The 16236-nt window shown below is 65.9% G+C and carries 17 protein-coding genes; 7 read left to right on the top strand and 10 right to left on the bottom strand.

Translation table 11 applies throughout. The features are described 5' to 3' along the window. Positions 1-3: 3 nt before the first annotated feature. A complete protein-coding gene (locus ACVOLJ_RS01785; RefSeq protein ID WP_475280570.1) occupies positions 4-579 on the bottom strand; it encodes a TetR/AcrR family transcriptional regulator in 576 nt (191 codons plus the stop codon). 68 nt (positions 580-647) lie between these two features. On the opposite strand from ACVOLJ_RS01785, the gene ACVOLJ_RS01790 reads away from it, so the two are divergent. After that, the gene (locus ACVOLJ_RS01790) at positions 648-1193 is read left to right on the top strand and encodes a thioesterase family protein (protein WP_475280571.1); all 546 of its coding nucleotides are present in this window, start codon (positions 648-650) and stop codon (positions 1191-1193) included. A 4-nt stretch (positions 1194-1197) separates the two neighbouring features. Here ACVOLJ_RS01790 and ACVOLJ_RS01795 read toward each other — a convergent pair whose 3' ends face one another. Both ACVOLJ_RS01795 and ACVOLJ_RS01800 read right to left on the bottom strand, forming a co-directional pair. Further along, positions 1198-1938 (bottom strand): hypothetical protein, encoded by a 741-nt coding sequence (locus ACVOLJ_RS01795; protein ID WP_475280572.1) that lies wholly within the window; start codon positions 1936-1938, stop codon positions 1198-1200. 89 nt (positions 1939-2027) lie between these two features. Continuing rightward, on the bottom strand, positions 2028-3158 hold the full coding sequence (locus tag ACVOLJ_RS01800; RefSeq protein WP_475280573.1) for an agmatine deiminase family protein: 1131 nt from the start codon (positions 3156-3158) through the stop codon (positions 2028-2030). A gap of 105 nt (positions 3159-3263) precedes the next feature. On the opposite strand from ACVOLJ_RS01800, the gene ACVOLJ_RS01805 reads away from it, so the two are divergent. After that, entirely contained in the window at positions 3264-4124 is an 861-nt protein-coding gene (locus ACVOLJ_RS01805) for a LysR family transcriptional regulator (RefSeq protein WP_475280574.1), read from the top strand. 12 nt (positions 4125-4136) lie between these two features. Here ACVOLJ_RS01805 and ACVOLJ_RS01810 read toward each other — a convergent pair whose 3' ends face one another. Together ACVOLJ_RS01810 and ACVOLJ_RS01815 are read right to left on the bottom strand one after the other, a co-directional pair. Further along, positions 4137-4928, bottom strand: coding sequence for an SGNH/GDSL hydrolase family protein (locus ACVOLJ_RS01810; RefSeq protein WP_475280575.1), 792 nt, complete (start codon positions 4926-4928; stop codon positions 4137-4139). A gap of 49 nt (positions 4929-4977) precedes the next feature. Beyond that, a complete protein-coding gene (locus tag ACVOLJ_RS01815) occupies positions 4978-5940 on the bottom strand; it encodes a DUF2268 domain-containing putative Zn-dependent protease (protein ID WP_475280576.1) in 963 nt (320 codons plus the stop codon). Positions 5941-6080: 140 nt separating this feature from the next. Here ACVOLJ_RS01815 and ACVOLJ_RS01820 point away from each other — a divergent pair, with 140 nt between their 5' ends. After that, positions 6081-7064 carry a hypothetical protein gene (locus ACVOLJ_RS01820; RefSeq protein ID WP_481563302.1) on the top strand — a complete coding sequence of 328 codons (984 nt, stop codon included), beginning with the start codon at positions 6081-6083 and terminating at the stop codon, positions 7062-7064. Positions 7065-7077: 13 nt separating this feature from the next. On the opposite strand, the gene ACVOLJ_RS01825 is transcribed toward ACVOLJ_RS01820, so the two are convergent. From ACVOLJ_RS01825 to ACVOLJ_RS01840, 4 genes are all read right to left on the bottom strand, one after another. Further along, positions 7078-7413, bottom strand: coding sequence for a hypothetical protein (locus ACVOLJ_RS01825; protein ID WP_481563303.1), 336 nt, complete (start codon positions 7411-7413; stop codon positions 7078-7080). Between the two features lie 147 nt (positions 7414-7560). Beyond that, a complete protein-coding gene (locus ACVOLJ_RS01830) occupies positions 7561-7809 on the bottom strand; it encodes a hypothetical protein (RefSeq protein WP_481563304.1) in 249 nt (82 codons plus the stop codon). 152 nt (positions 7810-7961) lie between these two features. After that, positions 7962-10424 (bottom strand): S9 family peptidase, encoded by a 2463-nt coding sequence (locus tag ACVOLJ_RS01835; protein WP_481563305.1) that lies wholly within the window; start codon positions 10422-10424, stop codon positions 7962-7964. A gap of 158 nt (positions 10425-10582) precedes the next feature. Further along, on the bottom strand, positions 10583-10912 hold the full coding sequence (locus ACVOLJ_RS01840) for a hypothetical protein (RefSeq protein ID WP_475280580.1): 330 nt from the start codon (positions 10910-10912) through the stop codon (positions 10583-10585). Between the two features lie 679 nt (positions 10913-11591). On the opposite strand from ACVOLJ_RS01840, the gene ACVOLJ_RS01845 reads away from it, so the two are divergent. From ACVOLJ_RS01845 to ACVOLJ_RS01860, 4 genes are all read left to right on the top strand, one after another. Continuing rightward, on the top strand, positions 11592-12098 hold the full coding sequence (locus tag ACVOLJ_RS01845; RefSeq protein WP_475280581.1) for a hypothetical protein: 507 nt from the start codon (positions 11592-11594) through the stop codon (positions 12096-12098). A gap of 13 nt (positions 12099-12111) precedes the next feature. Continuing rightward, a complete protein-coding gene (locus ACVOLJ_RS01850) occupies positions 12112-13548 on the top strand; it encodes an XVIPCD domain-containing protein (protein ID WP_481563306.1) in 1437 nt (478 codons plus the stop codon). Positions 13549-13619: 71 nt separating this feature from the next. Further along, the gene (locus ACVOLJ_RS01855; protein WP_475280583.1) at positions 13620-14396 is read left to right on the top strand and encodes a HipA family kinase; all 777 of its coding nucleotides are present in this window, start codon (positions 13620-13622) and stop codon (positions 14394-14396) included. Further along, positions 14374-14766 carry a DUF3037 domain-containing protein gene (locus ACVOLJ_RS01860; protein ID WP_475280584.1) on the top strand — a complete coding sequence of 131 codons (393 nt, stop codon included), beginning with the start codon at positions 14374-14376 and terminating at the stop codon, positions 14764-14766. Before ACVOLJ_RS01855 ends, ACVOLJ_RS01860 begins: the two co-directional genes overlap by 23 nt. Before the next feature lie 16 nt (positions 14767-14782). On the opposite strand, the gene ACVOLJ_RS01865 is transcribed toward ACVOLJ_RS01860, so the two are convergent. Beyond that, complete coding sequence (locus ACVOLJ_RS01865) at positions 14783-16213, bottom strand: serine hydrolase domain-containing protein (RefSeq protein WP_481563307.1); 1431 nt, start codon at positions 16211-16213, stop codon at positions 14783-14785. Between the last annotated feature and the right edge of the window lie 23 nt (positions 16214-16236).

The following is a 16236-nucleotide window of genomic DNA, read 5'->3' on the forward strand; positions in this document are numbered from 1 at the left end:
CGCTCAAGGGGGCGATGTGGCGCGCAGCAACTGCGCAGCCACCTGATCGAACGGGGCGATGTCCTGCAGTGCGCGGCTCATCGCCACCGCGCCTTCCACGCTGGCAATCACCAGGCTGGCCAGCCCGGCCGCAGCGTCAGGCGCGTGCCCATCGGCAACGAACGCTTCAGCCAGGTGGCCCTGCCAGCGAACGAATACTTCGGCGGCAGCCGCGCGGGGTTGGCTGGGCGTCGCCTCCACCGGTTCCTCCACGGCAGCGGCCAGCACCGGGCAGCCGGCGCGGAACTCGGAGCGCAGCAGGCGCTCGCGCCACATTGCCAGGAACTGCTGCAGGCCCTGCACCGCCCCGCCCTTCAACAACTCCACCAGCAGCGCCTCTACCTTGTCGCCGGCCATGTGCGTAGCGCGCGCCAACAGCTCCTGCTTGCCGCCGGGAAAGTGGTGGTAGGTGGATCCCAATGGCGCGTCGGCCAGCTTGGTCACCTCGCGGATGCTGGTGGCATTGAGGCCCACGCGCGCCAGCATCTGCGCCGCCGCATCGATCACACGCTGGGGGGCATCGGACGATCGCGGGCTCACGGCGGCTCCTTGCTAAGACAGTCGTCATAGACTAGCGTATCGACGATATTATTACAGTCGTCATAGTCATGAATCTCTGGTTCCGCTTGCTCCATCTACTGCTGTGCAGCCTGTTCCGGCCCAAGCTGGAGGCCCCGTTCGGGGTCTCGCGACTGCAGTTCCGGGTACTGCCCAACGACCTGGACAGCAACCTGCACATGACCAACGGCCGCTACTGGAACATCTTCGACCTGGGCCGGCTGGACCTGATCCTGCGCATGGGGCTTGGCAGGGTCGCGCTGCGCGAGAAGTGGGCGCCGATCGTGGGCGCCGGCACCATCCAGTTCCGCCGCGAGCTGAAACCGTTCCAGCGCTTCATTCTGGAAACGCGGCTGGTGGGTTGGGTCGGCTCACGCGGCATCATGGAGCAGCGCGTGCTGATCGGCGCCGAGCAGAGGATCGCGACCCGCGCACTGCTGGTCACCGGCATCTACGACCGTCGCGCGCGCCAGTTCCTGGGCATGCCGAAGATGATGGAAGCGATCGGCGTGGTTGCGCCGCCCTCGCCCCCGCTCAGCGCGGCCGCCGAGGCCCTGCTGGCGGCCGATGCGGCATTGAAGCAGGACGACGCGTAAACCGTCAGCGCGCGGCGACGTGGGGCGGCGGCGAGGTTTCAGCGGTGATCTGCGTCGCTCCACCCACGTGCAGCACGTATTCGAACGTCTGGCGCATGCCACTGTACGAGTCGCCATCGGGCGCACCATAGTTGGCACCCACGCTGAGGGTGTGCCGGCCACGCGGCAGCGGTTTCAGCATCAGCCAGTAGCCGTCGGCCGCCACCAGCGGCGAGCTGTCATCGTCGGGGTCGATGTGGAAACAGCCGTCGCTCTTGACCCGATGCCTGCGCATGTCACCCAGCGGCTGCCCGTCCAGCAATACCACGGCGCTGACCAGGTGTTCGTTGTTGACGGCAGCACCGGCCTGCAGTTCCTGGCAGGACACGCTGCTGTCCGGCTGGAAATAGGCCATGTTGATGATTGGCAGCAGCAGGTGCCTGCCCTCCGGCACCACGCACTCGCGCGTGGGCTGGAAGCGGCCGTTGGTGCCGGCCAGGTTCCAGACCGGCCCGTCCTGGCCAGATCCGCACAGGCGTCCGTCGGGATCCAGATACGGCGGCACCCGCTGTGCGTCCACCCAGCGCCACCAGCGCGCCGTCCACTCCGGCAGACCGATGCCCGCCACCGGTGCGGTGGTGGTCATCGACGCCGATTGCGAAACCGGCGACGCGGTTGCATCGCCTGCCTGTGCCGCCATCATCATGGCCAGCATTGCGATGGCCGCACCACCGGCGCGCGCGCCCTTGCCGATTCCCCGCTGCATTCCCTGCACTCCTGATCCCGGCGGCCGCTTCATGCATCCGCTCCGGCGGCCACTCTAGCGCATCGGCGGCCGGATACCGCCCAGGCCTGTCACACCTTGGGCATGTTCTTCGTCACGCAATGGATGCCGCCGCCGCCACCGGCGATCGCATCGATGTCCACCTGTTCGATCGCCCGTCCCGGGTACAGGTCTTCCAGCAGTTCGCGGCAATAGCCATCGGCGTGATCGTCGCCGAACTGCGGGGCCACCACCGCGCCATTGACCGGCAGGTAGTTGATGTAGCCCATCGCCAGATCGTCGTTGTCGTGGGTGTGCACGTTGTTGCGCCCCTCCAGTGGCGGCGGCAGCGTATGCACCTGCAGGCGGCGACCATCGGCATCGGTGGCTGCACGCAGCATCTCCAGATGTTCGCGCGTCAGGTCGTAGTCGTAGGACTCCGGATCATTGTCCAGATTGGCAATCACCACGCCCGGGCGCACGAAGCGGGCATAGAAATCCACGTGCGCATCGGTGATGTCCTTGCCGGCGATGCCCGGCAGCCAGATCACCTTGCGCAGGCCCAGGTGGTGCTTCAGCTCGGCCTCGATCTCCGCACGCGACCAGTCCGGATTGCGGTTGCGGTTGACCCAGCAGCTTTCGGTCAGGATCGCCGTGCCGTGGCCGTCCACTTCGATACCGCCGCCCTCGCCCACCAGGTCGCTTTCCAGCAGTGTCGCGCCGGTGATCTGTGCGAGCCACGGGGCCACCGCAGCATCGTTGCGCGCGCTCTGCTTGCCACCCCAACCGCTGAAGTTGAAGTCAACCAGGCCCAGCCCACCCTTGCCATCGGTGACGAAACAGCCGCCGTAATCACGCACCCAGATGTCGTCCAAGGGCACTTCCAGGAACTCGATGTTGTCGCGGCCGCAGCGGTCCTGCGCCTGCTTCAACTGCGCCGGGCGGCACAACACGCTGACCGGCTGGTGGCCGGCGATGGTACGGGCCAGGCGGGCCACCGCACTGTTCACCGCATCGGCCTGCGCGCCCCATACGCGGGGCTGGGCGGCGAACGCGAGGAACACGCGCTCCTGCGGGCCATGCTCGTCGGGCATCCGCCAGTGGCCCGCAGCCGGTGCCGCCGCCACAGCGCGTCCAGCCACGCCGGCCAGGCCCAATGTGGCCAGAGCGCCAAGACCGGTGGCGCCGGCCATCTGGGTGAGGAAATGACGACGGGTGTTCATGGCTGGCTCCAGGGCCGGTGTGGGGTGGACCTCATGCTGCGCTTGCAGTGACATAAGCACAAACGATAGATTCAGCCGCCTATTGAACAGATTTACTTATCGATAATGCTCAAGCGATGGCCACCCATGAATGCGCTGCGTGGCTTTGAAGCCGCCGCCCGGCTCGGCAGCTTCCACCGCGCAGCCGAGGAACTGCACCTGAGCCAGTCGGCCATCAGCCAGCAGATCCGCGGCCTGGAAGAGGCGCTGGAACAGCCGCTGTTCTTCCGCCAGGGCCGCAGCGTCAGCCTGACCGATGCCGGCATCGACCTGCTGGAAACCACCCAGTCACTGCTGCGGCAGCTGGCCAGTGGCATCCGCCGCCTGGACCAGTACCGCAAACCCAATCAACTGATCGTCAACACCAGCCCGGCCTTTGCCCGTCATTGGCTGGTACCGCGCCTGGCCGATTTCCGCCGCCAGCATCCGCAGGCCGACCTGTGGCTGCTGACCAGCGAACAGGCGCCTGACATGGCGGCACAGACCGTGGATATCGCCGTGCGCGATGATCTCGATGCGCAGGCGCACTGCCAGTACCGCCTGCTGCTGCAGGACCGTCTGTATCCGGCCTGCCATCCCAGTGTGCTGGCGCTGCCGGTTGCCGACCGCACCACCCTGCATGGCGAGCGCGAAATGGACTGGAGCCAGTGGCAGGTACAGGGCGGTGCCGATGTCGGCCAGCGCCGCGAGGGCATGAATTTCTCCGAACCCGGCCAGCTGCTCGACGCGGCCTGCCAGGGCCTGGGCATCGCGCTTGTCAGCGAGCTGCTGTCCGCCCGTGCCTGCGAGCAGCGGTTGCTGCTGCCACTGGATGATGCGCGCCTGCGCGGACCGCGCTGGAGTTGGCTGCTGCATGAGGACAGCGCCGCGGACCCGCTGGTGAAGCACTTCTGCGACTGGCTGCTGGCCGCGCTCGCCGCGCGCTGACCGGCGCAGCGATCATCGCTGCTGTTTCAGCGCGCGACCCAGCGCGGCCTCTGCAAGCGGCGCCATCAACGCATAGCCCCTGGCCGTGGGATGCACACCGTCCGTGGCCAGTGGCCGGTCGAGTCCACCGGCAGCGTTGGCCATGGACGTGTAGTAGTCCAGATACACCAGCTTCTGCGCATCGGCGTACTTTTTCAGCGCGGCATTCAACGCACGCACCTTGGGTGCTGGCCTGGCACCGGGCATCCACGGGTAGTCGCTGACAGGCAGCACCGATGCCAGTACCACGCCGATGCCATGCGCCCGCGCCAGTTCGACCATCGCATGCAGGTTGTCCTCGATCATCACCTGCGTGGCCGGACCGGTATTGCCGGCGATGTCGTTGGTGCCGGCGAGGATCACCACCACCTGCGGGCGCAGCGCCAGCACATCCTGCGGGAAACGCAGCAGCATCTGTGCGGTGGTCTGGCCACCGATGCCGCGATTGAGGTAGCCCCTGCCCGGGAAGAACGTACTGCTGCCTTCGGCCCCCCAGCCTTCGGTGATGGAGTCGCCATAGAACACCACACGTGGCTGCCCGGCCTTCGGCACCGGCAATCGCGCGTTGGCGTCGCGATAGCGCTGCAGCTGCGGCCAGTCCAGCAGCCGCTGCTGCATGAAGCGCACTTCGTCCGGGTGCAACTGCGCGACCGGGCGGTTCAACAACGGATTCACCGCAGGCACACCGGCGGCCTGCGCTGGTACGGCCGCCACACTGCCGGCGACCGCCATCACCATGGCCGCCAACGCAACAGACATGCGCATATGTACGCTCCTCTTCGCAGGGTTTGCGGCAGTCTAGCCCCGTGCAGGCTCAGCGCGCAGGCGCCCGCGCCGCCACCCCGGTCACCTTCGCCGGCATCCACATGCCGGGCGTCCAGCCGCTGGCTTCCAGAATCGTCTTCGGGTTGTCCTGCTCGATCAGCGCGCGCACCGCTTCGCGCTTGTCTTTGGCCTGCAGGTAATACGCCTTGGCGATGCGATAGCCGACCCAGTAGCCCAGATCGTAGGGCTCCTGCGACCCCGGCGTGTAGTTGTACAGCCAAGGCTTCAGATCGGTGCTGTCCAGTTCCAGCGCGAACGCGCTTTCGATATGCACTTCCCTGCCACGCGTCCAGGCGGCATGCCGACCATTGCCGACATTGCCTGACACCAGTTCGGCGATGAACTCGGCGATGCCCTCGCCCAACGATTCACGCAGCACCGTCGCCTGCGGATCTCCCGGCGTGTACTCGCTCACCCCGCTCTGCTGGATATGCACGTACTCATGCGCGATGACGTGCACGAAGCGATCCTGCGCGTTGGCGTTCATGAATTCGGCCGCGCACAGGGCTTCCAGGCCGATGACCACGCCCTTGGGATAGGTCATGCCAACCGGCTTGCTGCGGCCGACCACGATGGCCACCGGCGGGAACTTCGCCTGCGGGTAGATCGCCTGCAGATTGGCAAATACCTTTACCAGCCGCTGGCGCACGGCCGGCAACTCGGCCAGGCAGGTGCGGCCATTGGCATACATCGACGGGTCGCGCAGCATCGCCTCGGCGATACGCGGAGCGGTCACCCGGCGCAGCCTGGCGAATTCGCGCAGGCTCGGCGTGCCCTCGGCCAGGTACTGCTCCAGCTGGGCCACGCTGGGTCTGCCGGCGGTGGTCTCGTAGAGCGCGTAGAAGCGGGTGGCATCGGTGCTCAGGATCTCCGGCCCCGGCCCTGCGGCGTGGGCCGTGCCAAGCGCCCCGCCGATGGCCAGGGCAAGCAGGCAACGCAACGACACGAACATGTCTCCGTCCTTGGTGGAGTGCACGCGAAGCGCGCAATCTACCACTGCGGCCCAGCATGCGCAGCGGTATCGTGCGGCACCGTGCACACCTGTGCCAGACTCGCCACGGCACGCTGCCAGGGACAAGAGGGAAAGCCAGGATGATGATCGTTCCAGCCTACTGGGCCGAAGCCCGCCTGCAGGCCCGTTTCCGTGGCCGGCCGGTGGTGGTGCGCCGCTTCGGCTGGTCGGATGAGGGCCCTGCGGAGGCCCAGGGACACGCCGACCGCCGCGCCAACGAAGCGCTCAACGCCATTCTTGCCGGGCAGGCACTGCCGCGTCGCGAGGCCCGCAGCAACTACGGAGTGGAAGGCGTGCCGATCCGCGAGCAGATCGTGCAGCGCGACAGCGATGTCATCATCACCCGCAACAGCTATGGCGCACTGTGCCTGAACACCCCGGACGTGCTGTTTGCCGATATCGATCATGCGCAACCTCCGGCAGGCTGCGTGATGCCCGCTGTCATCGCCTCGGTGCTGCTGCTTGCCGGGGCCATCATCGGCACCCTGCTCTGGCATTGGCTGGTGGGCCTGGTGCTGGGCGTGGCAGCCGTGCTGCTGGTCAACACTGCAATGCTGATGCAGCGCAAGCGGCGCCTGGCCGCTGCCGGTGGCGCCGAAGGCGTGGCCCTGCAGCGCGTCGCTGCCTTCAGCGAGCAGCACAAGGACTGGCATCTGCGCGCCTACCGCACACCGGCGGGACTGCGCGTGCTGGCCATGCATGCCACGTTCTCGCCCGAGGACGAGCAGCTGCAGGTGTTCTTCAAAGCACTGGGCACCGACACCCTGTACGCACGCATGTGCCGGCTGCAGCACTGCTTCCGGGCACGGCTGACACCGAAGCCATGGCGCGTCGGCCTGAATTACCGCATCCGCCCGCCGGTGGCCGCATGGTCAGCCGAACAGGCCAACAACCCGGATCGACTGGCCTGGATTGCCGAGTACGAAAAGAAGAGCGATGGCTTCGCGGCGTGCGCCTATCTGCGCAGTTTCGGTGATACCACCCGGGTGCATGCCAAGGCCGAGCATGTGCGCGACCTGCACGACCGGCTGTCGCATGCGCGGGATCGGTTGCCGCTGGCCTGAGCGCAGGTCGCGCTCAGCGACCACCCTGTACGAACGGCTGACCGGCCAGCGTCGTTCCAACCAGCACCGCGACCTGCTGCCCGCCTTTTGTGAAACTGCTGCTGCAGTTGCTGCCCCCCTTCTGGCAACCCACTTCAGGGAAACCTTCCAGCGCTTCGGCGGCATCGCTTGGCACGTGTGCCTGCCACCCGGCTGCATCAAGCAGGCGCTTGGCTTTGGTATAGGGCATGCCGGCGGTGATGCCCAATGCGGCCAGTTCGCTGGGCAGCTGCTGCGCCAGGGCAGCAGAAGGCAGCATGGTCAGGGACAAGGACAAGGACAAGGACACTGCAAGCGCGATGGCTTTCATGGAGCAAACCGGTAGCAAGCTTCAGGCCTGCAGCGTACCCCAGCTTCGTGGCGTTGCCATGCCAGCATTACAGTTGGTTACGAAACTGCATAAGGCCCGCACAAACTGGTGCTTGATGGCGCGGGGTGGGCCAGCATGGGCGCGCCGCTAGTCAACGCCGATCACGGTCAAGCGATCATCGGCCTTCGGGTCCAGTGTCAGGAACAGTGTCTGGCCGTTCCTGGCATAGCCCACCGTACACACGGCCTGCCAGCCGTTGCCACAGTCCAGCTCGGGATGCGCTTCCAGCGGCGGGCGGCCTTCGTAGTCATGCGGCTGTGCGATCCAGCCCTCGGCCAGCAACGATCGGCGCGCCTGTGCGTAGTCCATGTCCAGGCGTAATCCAAGTTGTTCCATGGCCGCCGCAAGTGCAGCGGGCGGCACGGGATCGGGCGCGGGAGAGGAGGCAGCAAGCGCTGCAGCAAGAAACAATGCGTTCATCGCAGCAGCATGACAGGAATGCGGAAAGGCCGCCCGCAGGCGGCCCTTCCGTTATCGCTACGCAGAACCTACTTCGCGTTCTTCACGTAGGTATCGAACCAGTTCAGCATTTCCGACACCAGCTGTTCGTTCGATTCCAGCGCGGTGTACCAGTGCGGTTCGTTGGGCAGCATCACCAGGCGGGTGGTACCGCCGTTGCCGCGGATCGCCTGGTACAGCTTGCGCGACTGGAACGGCTCGGTGCCCGGGTTGGCATCGTCCTCGCCGTGCACCAGCAGCAGCGGCAGCTTGATCTTGTCGGCGTAGAAGAACGGCGAGGCCTTCAGGTACACGTCCTGTGCCTGCCATACCGAGCGCCGCTCATTCTGGAAACCGAACGGGGTAAAGGTCTTGTTGTAGGAACCGCTGGTCGCCACGCCGGCCTTGAACAGTTTGGTGTGCGCGATCAGGTTGGCGGTCATCAGGCCGCCATGGCTGTGCCCGGTTACGCCGATGCGGTTGCGGTCGACCACCCCCATGTCCACCGCCTTGTCCACCGCCGCCTTGGCGTCGGCTTCCAGCTGTTCCAGGTAGGTGTCATAGGCGTTCTTGGGGTCACCCACGATCGGGAACGAGGCGTTGTCGATGATCGCGTAGCCGGCCAGCAGCATCAGGCGGTACGGCTGCAGACGGGTGAAAGTCTGCTGCGAACCGGACACCTGCCCGGCCTGCGCGGCATTGGCGAAGTCGGCAGGATACGCATACAGGATCGCCGGCACGCGCTGGCCTTCCTTGTAGCCTGGCGGGGTGTACAGGGTGAACGACAGATCCACGCCGTCGGCACGCTTGTAGGTCACCAGCTGCTTCTTGATCTGGCGCACTTCCGGGGTCGGGTCGCCCAGTCTGGTCAACGCGGTGGCAGCAGAAGCAAACTGCGCCTCGCCGGTCTTCGCATTGGCCACGGCCTCACCCTGCTGGCGAATGAAGGCGTTCGGCGGGTCGATCACCGACTGGTGCCAGGTCAGGTAGCGGCCCGGCGTGTTGCTGAAGCCAAGGAACTGCTCATAGGCATCGGCGTTGCTGCGGAACAGGCGTTCGCTCTTCAGCGTGCCCAGATCCAAGCGATCGAGGAACGGCCGGTCGCCCTGCGGCGAAGCACCCTGCCCGCGCAGGAAGACGAAGTTGCCGTCCTGGCGCACCACCGATGCGCCGTTGGGCAGGCGCTTGAAGACCAGATTGCCGGGGTCGCCGTACAGCTCATCGCTGGACATGTCCCACAGCAGGCGGCCTTCCTTCTTCGGCTGGTCGACATCGACGATGCGGGTCTGCACCCAGTGCCGGTTCTCGTCGTTCTCGAACAGGAAGGACACCGCCGGGTCAGCCGACCAGGCCAGGCCTTCGAATCGCTGCGCGGTGCGCGCGATCTCCACCGGCTTGCCGTTGAAGGGCGCCTTCAGCATCAGCACGCGGTCGCGGTGCGGCACGCTCACCTTCCAGTCGCCCTTGTCCAACGCTTCGGCGTAGACCAGGGTGGCCGGGTCGGTGGAGCGCCAATCGAAACCACGCGGGCCTTCCGGCACGCCGTGCACCGGCACGCGGTCGGCCAGCGGCAGGCTGGCAATGGCTGCGGTCTTGCCGCTGGCGATGTCCAGCACCGCCACGTCGTTGGCGAAGCGCTGGTAGGTCACCGCGTGCGAGAACGGCGGCTTGATCGACTCGGTCAGCACGTGCACGCCATCGGGTGCCGCGTTGACGTCGTTGTAGATGGCGGCGGCGCCAACCGGGCGCACCTTGCCGCTGGCGGCATCGACCACGGCCAGCTGTGAGGCACCGTAATAGGCAAACAGCTTCTCGTCATGCACGCTGGTCAGCGTGTCGCGGGCCTCGTAGGTGCTGCTCTCGCCGCTGCTGCCCAGCGATTCCTGCGCATCCGGGCCGGTCGGGGTGCCGCCGTTGGACGGTGCTGGGCCCTGATTGGCCGGCACCAGCTTCACCAGCAGGTTCTGGCTGCCGCCCAACCACTGCACCGTGCTGCCGAAGATCGGGTTGAGCTGCACGCCGGGCACCTGCTTCACCTGGCCGGTGGCCGCATCGCCCACCCACAGCTGCACGCTGCTATCGACCGCGTTCTGGAAGGCGAAGTGGCTGCCGTCGGCCGACCACTGCGCGCCGCCAGCACAGCCCTGCGGCAGGTTGACCTTGGTATTCGTGCCGCTGCTGATCTCGACCAGGGTGAAGTCGGCCACGCAGGCCGGAATGCCATAGCCGCCGGGGGTGTCATGGCGGCTGCGGTTCTTCGGCTCCAAGCGCACGCCGGCCAGCTTCAGGTACGGCTGTGCCACACGGGTGATGGAGGGATAAGTCTGCGCGGTGGTCAGCAGCAGGCGCTGGCCGCTGGGGTCCACGTTCGGGGCCGGCGGTGGCGGTGCCTTCAGCACCTTGAGCAGCTGCTCGGGCGGCTTCGCATAATCGGCAAGCGCCGGGCCGGCAGCCACGAGGCCGAGCGTGGCAACGGCAACGGCCGCCGCCAGAGAGGTACGACGGATGAGCATCCTTATCCCCTGGGTATGAGTTGGGCGCCCGCACACGGGCATCGACCGAATCTAGCACCGCCGGCCCGTTCGGGAATGGGCCGGAAGGGCTAGCCGCCCGACACTGCAAAGCCACGCCAGGCCAGCGCCCGGCGTGAAGCACCCGACCAGCTCCCACGCTACTGGCGGGCGTGCAACTCCCAGGTCGACAGGTAGTCCGGGTCGATCACCGTCACCCCACTGGAACGCAGCTGGTACTCGCCCGGCGCGGCCGGCAGGTACTGGTCCAGCATCGGTGGCAGGTAGCGCTCATGCCCGTCGTCCCCATCGGCCAGCACCAGCCCCTCTTCGGCGCTGACCCGCAACACGGTGCCGGTGAACTGTTCCACCCCCTGCACCTGGCCATCGCCACCAAAACGGGTAACGCCCACCAGCACCAGCTTGCCAATCATCTGCTCGGCCTTGGCATCATCCAGGGGCGGCAGTGTTCCACGGAATTCGTTGCTCATCGTGCACCTCGGAAGCCTGCATGGATATCGTGGAGGAGGCTTGCTTCCAACGCAGCGATGCGGAAACGCAGCGTCGGCGCAGCAACTCGAAGGCGTACATGTACCGGCAATGCGAACTGATCGGGATGGGACTGTGCCCCTCCACGCTCAGCTGACGGAAACAGTGTCCATGAAGCTGCATGAACCGTGGCATCTCCTTCCATGCGTGACACGCGGCTCCCAGACCTCGGCAGGCGGGAACCAGACACGGGAAAGAGACGGATGATGTCGTTCTGCATCACGGGGCATCCTTGCCATGAAGCGATCATCGTGGGCTGCGGTCAGCGCAGCGCAAACCAGGAAACGTGGTCTGATGCGCGACAGTGGTGGAGACGTTGCAGGGCTGCCTCCCGTTGAAGGTGGCACCCTGCACGGGGACCTCTGCACGACGCGATGCTGCCACCGGCTGCGAAATGGGGAAGTGAAGGAATCCGGGTGACAGCACGCTGATTCCAGCGGGTTTGGGCCATTTAACCTGTGATTCACCTGCCCCTCTTTAGGGTCAGCGCTCATCCTGCAAGGAACGCTGATGCCAGGTTACGCATTCACCCGGCCATGGACCCTCGTCCTTTGCGCGACAACGCTCTGTGCCTCCGCACATGCGACCGAACGTTCGCCGACTTCCCAAGGAATCTCCACCATGGCATCGACTGCCCCCGACGCTGCAACGCCAGCGCCGTTCACCGCCGAACAACTGCTGCTGCGCCTGCTGGACCTGATCAACAGCACCGCCGCCGCGCACGAGCTGAGCCTGGAACGGGTGTCGCAGGCGATGCAGGCACCGGCCCAGGCCTTCGCACCCGGACACTTCGGCTACGGCGGCCAGCTGACCCCGGAATGGAGCTACGGCCTTGAAGTGAGGCAGGCCGGCACCGCCGGCGCACGACTCGACCTCAACTTCATCGACACCACAGCGGAGCGCAAGGCCTCTGCCACTGCCATCTGCGCGGTCGACTTCAGCCAGTTCGCCTCCGCCCTGCAGGCCGCGGGTTTCAAGCGCGAGACAGTGCGCGGCGAACACGGCCGGGTGATCCATGACCGCTTCGATCGTCCAGGCCTGAGCATCAAGGTCGACACCATCGCAGAACACCAGACCCCAACTGGCGAGCCGGCGCATGCCTGTGTCCGCCTCGTGACCGTGCAGTAAGGAGCACCGCACCATGCCTACGCTTTCAGCGGATACGGAACGCCTGCTGACCGAATTTGCGGGAAAACCCGATGTGACGGCCGATCAGGTCGACAACCTGCGCAGAACCATCGCCGGTTCCCCGGCACTGGCGGACCAGGTCGGCGCCGCCATCGCCGCCGGTCATCTGCAGCACTTTGAACTGCTGCCCGCGGGCAGCAATGCCAGCGGAGACTTTGACACCGACGCCAAAGCCATCCGCCTGACGGCAGCCGACCTGTCCACACCGGCCGGCCACGCCAGATACGATGCTGCCGAACTGACCTTCACCCTGGGCCACGAGATCCAGCATGCCTTCAACGATGCAGTGACCGAACGGGCCTACGAGCAGTTCGAAAAGGATCTCGCGGAGGTTGCCGGGCGTGATTCGACCCACGACTACACTCAGGCCATCGGCACCCTGCTCGCAGCCAACCGGCGCGACGAGGCATCGGCGAATATCGAGGGCTGGAATGCCCTGGTCGGCATGGTCAAGGCCGCCAAGCCGGACGCCACGCTGCAGGATGTCTACGCTGCAAGCAACCGTGCAGAGGAATTCGTGCGCGTGCAGCCCGGCCCGCCGATGCGCTATGCCGCGCATCCGGAACTGACGCTCAATCCGGACCTGAGCATGAGTGCAACGGCCGCCAATATCGAGGGCATGGCCAAGTACTACTACGACGAAGGTGTGTCGTCGCAGCTCGGCCGCAACGGCAATTCGGACTACCAGAATTACTACGCGGCCTATGCAATCGGCCGCGCCTGCGTGTACGAGGCGGCCAACCCGGCGCCGGATGGCGTCAGCCGCATGTCGGTGAACATGGCGCAGCTCGGGCTGCAGGAAAGCCTGCTGGAACAGAATGGTCTTCGCCTTGGTGAGGGCACCCCGCCACGGCAGCCCTACTTCGACACCAGCACCTCACCGCCGACGCTGCAGTATTTCGACCACACCGAAGGCAGCCACGCCCACGCGCCCATCACCGCACCATCGGCGCAGGCCGGCGATACCCACCACGCCTTGCCGCTTGCGGGCGGCAACGACCGTGCCCTGCACGATCAGATCCGCAGCAAGGTGGCAGAGCTGGATGCGGCCAACGGCCGCAGTTTCGATGCATCCAGTGAACGCCTGAGCGCAAGCCTGCTGGTACTGGCCCGCGAAAATGGACTGGACCGTGTGGATCACGTGGTGCTCAGCCGGCAGTCGGGCGATGTCGCTGCGGCACAGAACGTCTTCGTGGTGAAGGGTGCACTGGACGATCCCGCATCGCAGCGCGCGTCGGCAGCCACGGCCGAAGCCGCACAGCGGCCGGTGCAGGACAGCCTGGACAGCCTCGCCCTCGTCAACCAGCGCCAGGCAGAGCACACCTCGCAGGAACAGACCCGCCAGCGCGAACAGGTGCAGGAGCAGCAACGCGGCGCATTGTCGCACTGAGGAAAGGGACGGGGGCGCATCGACTGCATTCCCCCGGCGCTCCTGCGCCGGCAGCACGCTAGAATGCGCCCATGCGCACCGTCCATGCCCTCCGCTACATCACCCCACTGCGCGAGGGAGGCTCCCTGCCCGCTGTGGTCGAGACCGACGATGACGGCATGGCCGTACTCAAGTTCCGCGGTGCCGGACAAGGACCGAAAGCGCTGATTGCCGAGCTGATTGCCGGTGAAATGGCCCGCGCGGTCGGCCTGCCGATTCCTGAGATCCTGTTCGTCGAACTGGACAGCGAGTTCGCCCGCACCGAGCCCGACCCGGAAATCCAGGACCTGATCCGCGCCAGCGAAGGCCTGAACCTGGGCCTGGACTACCTGCCTGGCGCGATCAATTACGACCCGGCGGCGATGCCTGTGGACGCCGACCTGGCCTCGCGCATCGTCTGGTTCGATGCGTTCACCAGCAATGTCGACCGCACCACGCGCAATCCCAATCTGATGGTCTGGCACCGCAAGCTGTACCTGATCGACCACGGTGCGGCGATGTACTTCCACCACGACTGGGCCAATGCCGGTGATGCCTGCGAAAAACCCTTCGTGCTGATCCGCGACCACGTGCTGCTTTCGTTCGCCAGCCGCATCGCCGCGGTGGATGCCGAGCTGGCCGCGCGCCTGCCCGATGCCGAAATCGAGCGCATCGTAGGCCTGGTGCCGGACAGCTGGCTGATCGATGAGCCGGCCTTCGACAGTCCAGACGCCTATCGGCAGGGTTACATCAACTATCTGAAGCATCGCCTGAAGGTGCGTTCGGTGTTCGTGCAGGAGGCCATCCGTGCCCACGCTGCACACGTATGACTATGCCGTCATCCGCGTGGTACCGCGGGTGGAGCGCGAGGAATTCATCAACGTGGGTGTGATCGTGTCCTGCCCGGGCGCGCGTCACCTGGAGGCGGCCATCGAGATCGATGCCGCACGCATGCACGCGTTCGCACCGTCCCTGGACCTGGACGCGCTGCAGCCGTGGCTGGATGCGATCGTGGCGATCTGCCGCGGCGATGCCAGCGCCGGGCCCATCGCGCAGTTGCCGGCACGCGCACGCTTCCACTTCCTCACCGCCAAGCGCAGCTCGATCGTGCAGATGTCGAGCACGCATGTGGGCCGCACCGCGGACCCGGGTGGTGTGGTGGAACATCTGATGCGGCGCATGGTGCGGGTACCGGAATGACCGGCACCCGCTGCTGCTACAGCGGCAACCGTCGCGCGATGTAGTTGACCACGTTGCCGATCGCATCCGGATCGACATTGGCCAGCCCAACGATTACATAGCCCTGCGCGGGCAGCACCACGATGGCGCTGTTCGAGCCGGGCGCGCCCCCTTCGTGGCCGTACTGGCGTTCCCTGCCCTCGCCCTGCACCACGAAGCCAAAGCCATACCAGCCCTTGTGGTTCTGTGCCGTGGTGGCCTGCTGCAGCAATGCAGGTGAGACCAGCGTTCCACTGCGCAGCGCCTCGGCAAACTTCAGCATGTCGGTTGCCGTACTGTATCCACCGCCAGCGGACATGCCGCGCCAGGGCAGCGTCTTCGTCTCACGGACCCATTGCCCGGTCTTCTTCGTGTAGGCGACGGCACGCTGCGGAACGTTCACCGTTTCAGGCTCGAAGCCGGTGCCGGTCATGCCCGCCGGCAACAGGATGTGGTCCTCCACATAGGTGTAGTACGACTGCCCGGAAGCCGCTTCGATGATCCGCCCAAGCACGATGAAACCGTAGTTTGAATAATTGTCCTGGCTGCCAGGGGTGAACTGCGGTGCGTCCTTGGCAAAGCGCTGCACATAGTCGTCCAGCGTCTTCAACGATGCCGAGTAGCGCTCGAAATCGTCGCCGAAGAAATCACCCAGGCCGCTGGTGTGGGTCAACAGCTGGCGCACGGTGATGGTGCCGGCGACGGCCTTGTTCGGATAGTCGGGCAGGTGCTTGCCGATGGTGTCGTCCAGCCCCAGCTTGCCGGCCTGCACCAACTGCAGGATCGCCACCGAAGTGAACATCTTGTTGGACGAGGCCAACCGGAAGCGCGTATCCGCATTCACCGCAATCCCGCCCTCGCGGTCCGCATTGCCACCCCGCCAGTCCAGCAGCACCTCGCCGTTCCGTGCCACCAGCAGCGCTCCCGACAGCGCGTCCTGTGCACGCAATGCATCCAGTTTCGCTCTGGCATCGGCCATCAGGGCAGGTAATGCAACACGCTCCGGCTTGTACTTGTCCGGTGTTCGAGTGCCTTCGATCTGGAACTGCGCCAGGTGCGCCGGGTTGTCCGGGTCCATGCTGGCCGTCACCCACATCGCGCGTTCATTCAACTGGCCCATTACCAGCAGCTTCGCTTGGCGGGGCGTGTTCTCGATTGTTTCCAGCGCCCTCAGCGGCCCGGTGCTCTCGCGGAACTCGATATAGTCATCAGGACTGCTGCCTTCCTTCTTCGCATATCTATCGGCGAAGGCCTGCAACGCCTCGAGGCTGCCGGCGTTGAAGGCCGCCAGCCAGTCGTCGATGGCATCCTGCGCACGTGGATACGCACGTTCGGAAGAAGTTGCGCCAACGGCTGGAAATGCCAACGTGGCCATCAGAACCGAACAGGCCAGCGCATTGCAGAAAAGCAGTCGCCCAACAGCCCTCATCGCCATTCCTTTGCGGGGATCCC

It is taken from the genome of Stenotrophomonas sp. STEN046 (assembly GCF_056759755.1).

Excerpts from the sequence above, each read along its gene's own strand:
- ACVOLJ_RS01790 (WP_475280571.1), top strand. The coding sequence starts at position 648 with ATGAATCTCTGGTTCCGCTTGCTCCATCTACTGCTGTGCAGCCTGTTC.
- ACVOLJ_RS01795 (WP_475280572.1), bottom strand. The coding sequence starts at position 1,938 with ATGCAGCGGGGAATCGGCAAGGGCGCGCGCGCCGGTGGTGCGGCCATC.
- ACVOLJ_RS01800 (WP_475280573.1), bottom strand. The coding sequence starts at position 3,158 with ATGAACACCCGTCGTCATTTCCTCACCCAGATGGCCGGCGCCACCGGT.
- ACVOLJ_RS01805 (WP_475280574.1), top strand. The coding sequence starts at position 3,264 with ATGCTCAAGCGATGGCCACCCATGAATGCGCTGCGTGGCTTTGAAGCC.
- ACVOLJ_RS01810 (WP_475280575.1), bottom strand. The coding sequence starts at position 4,928 with ATGCGCATGTCTGTTGCGTTGGCGGCCATGGTGATGGCGGTCGCCGGC.
- ACVOLJ_RS01815 (WP_475280576.1), bottom strand. The coding sequence starts at position 5,940 with ATGTTCGTGTCGTTGCGTTGCCTGCTTGCCCTGGCCATCGGCGGGGCG.
- ACVOLJ_RS01820 (WP_481563302.1), top strand. The coding sequence starts at position 6,081 with ATGATGATCGTTCCAGCCTACTGGGCCGAAGCCCGCCTGCAGGCCCGT.
- ACVOLJ_RS01825 (WP_481563303.1), bottom strand. The coding sequence starts at position 7,413 with ATGAAAGCCATCGCGCTTGCAGTGTCCTTGTCCTTGTCCTTGTCCCTG.
- ACVOLJ_RS01830 (WP_481563304.1), bottom strand. The coding sequence starts at position 7,809 with ATGGAACAACTTGGATTACGCCTGGACATGGACTACGCACAGGCGCGC.
- ACVOLJ_RS01835 (WP_481563305.1), bottom strand. The coding sequence starts at position 10,424 with ATGCTCATCCGTCGTACCTCTCTGGCGGCGGCCGTTGCCGTTGCCACG.
- ACVOLJ_RS01840 (WP_475280580.1), bottom strand. The coding sequence starts at position 10,912 with ATGAGCAACGAATTCCGTGGAACACTGCCGCCCCTGGATGATGCCAAG.
- ACVOLJ_RS01845 (WP_475280581.1), top strand. The coding sequence starts at position 11,592 with ATGGCATCGACTGCCCCCGACGCTGCAACGCCAGCGCCGTTCACCGCC.
- ACVOLJ_RS01850 (WP_481563306.1), top strand. The coding sequence starts at position 12,112 with ATGCCTACGCTTTCAGCGGATACGGAACGCCTGCTGACCGAATTTGCG.
- ACVOLJ_RS01855 (WP_475280583.1), top strand. The coding sequence starts at position 13,620 with ATGCGCACCGTCCATGCCCTCCGCTACATCACCCCACTGCGCGAGGGA.
- ACVOLJ_RS01865 (WP_481563307.1), bottom strand. The coding sequence starts at position 16,213 with ATGAGGGCTGTTGGGCGACTGCTTTTCTGCAATGCGCTGGCCTGTTCG.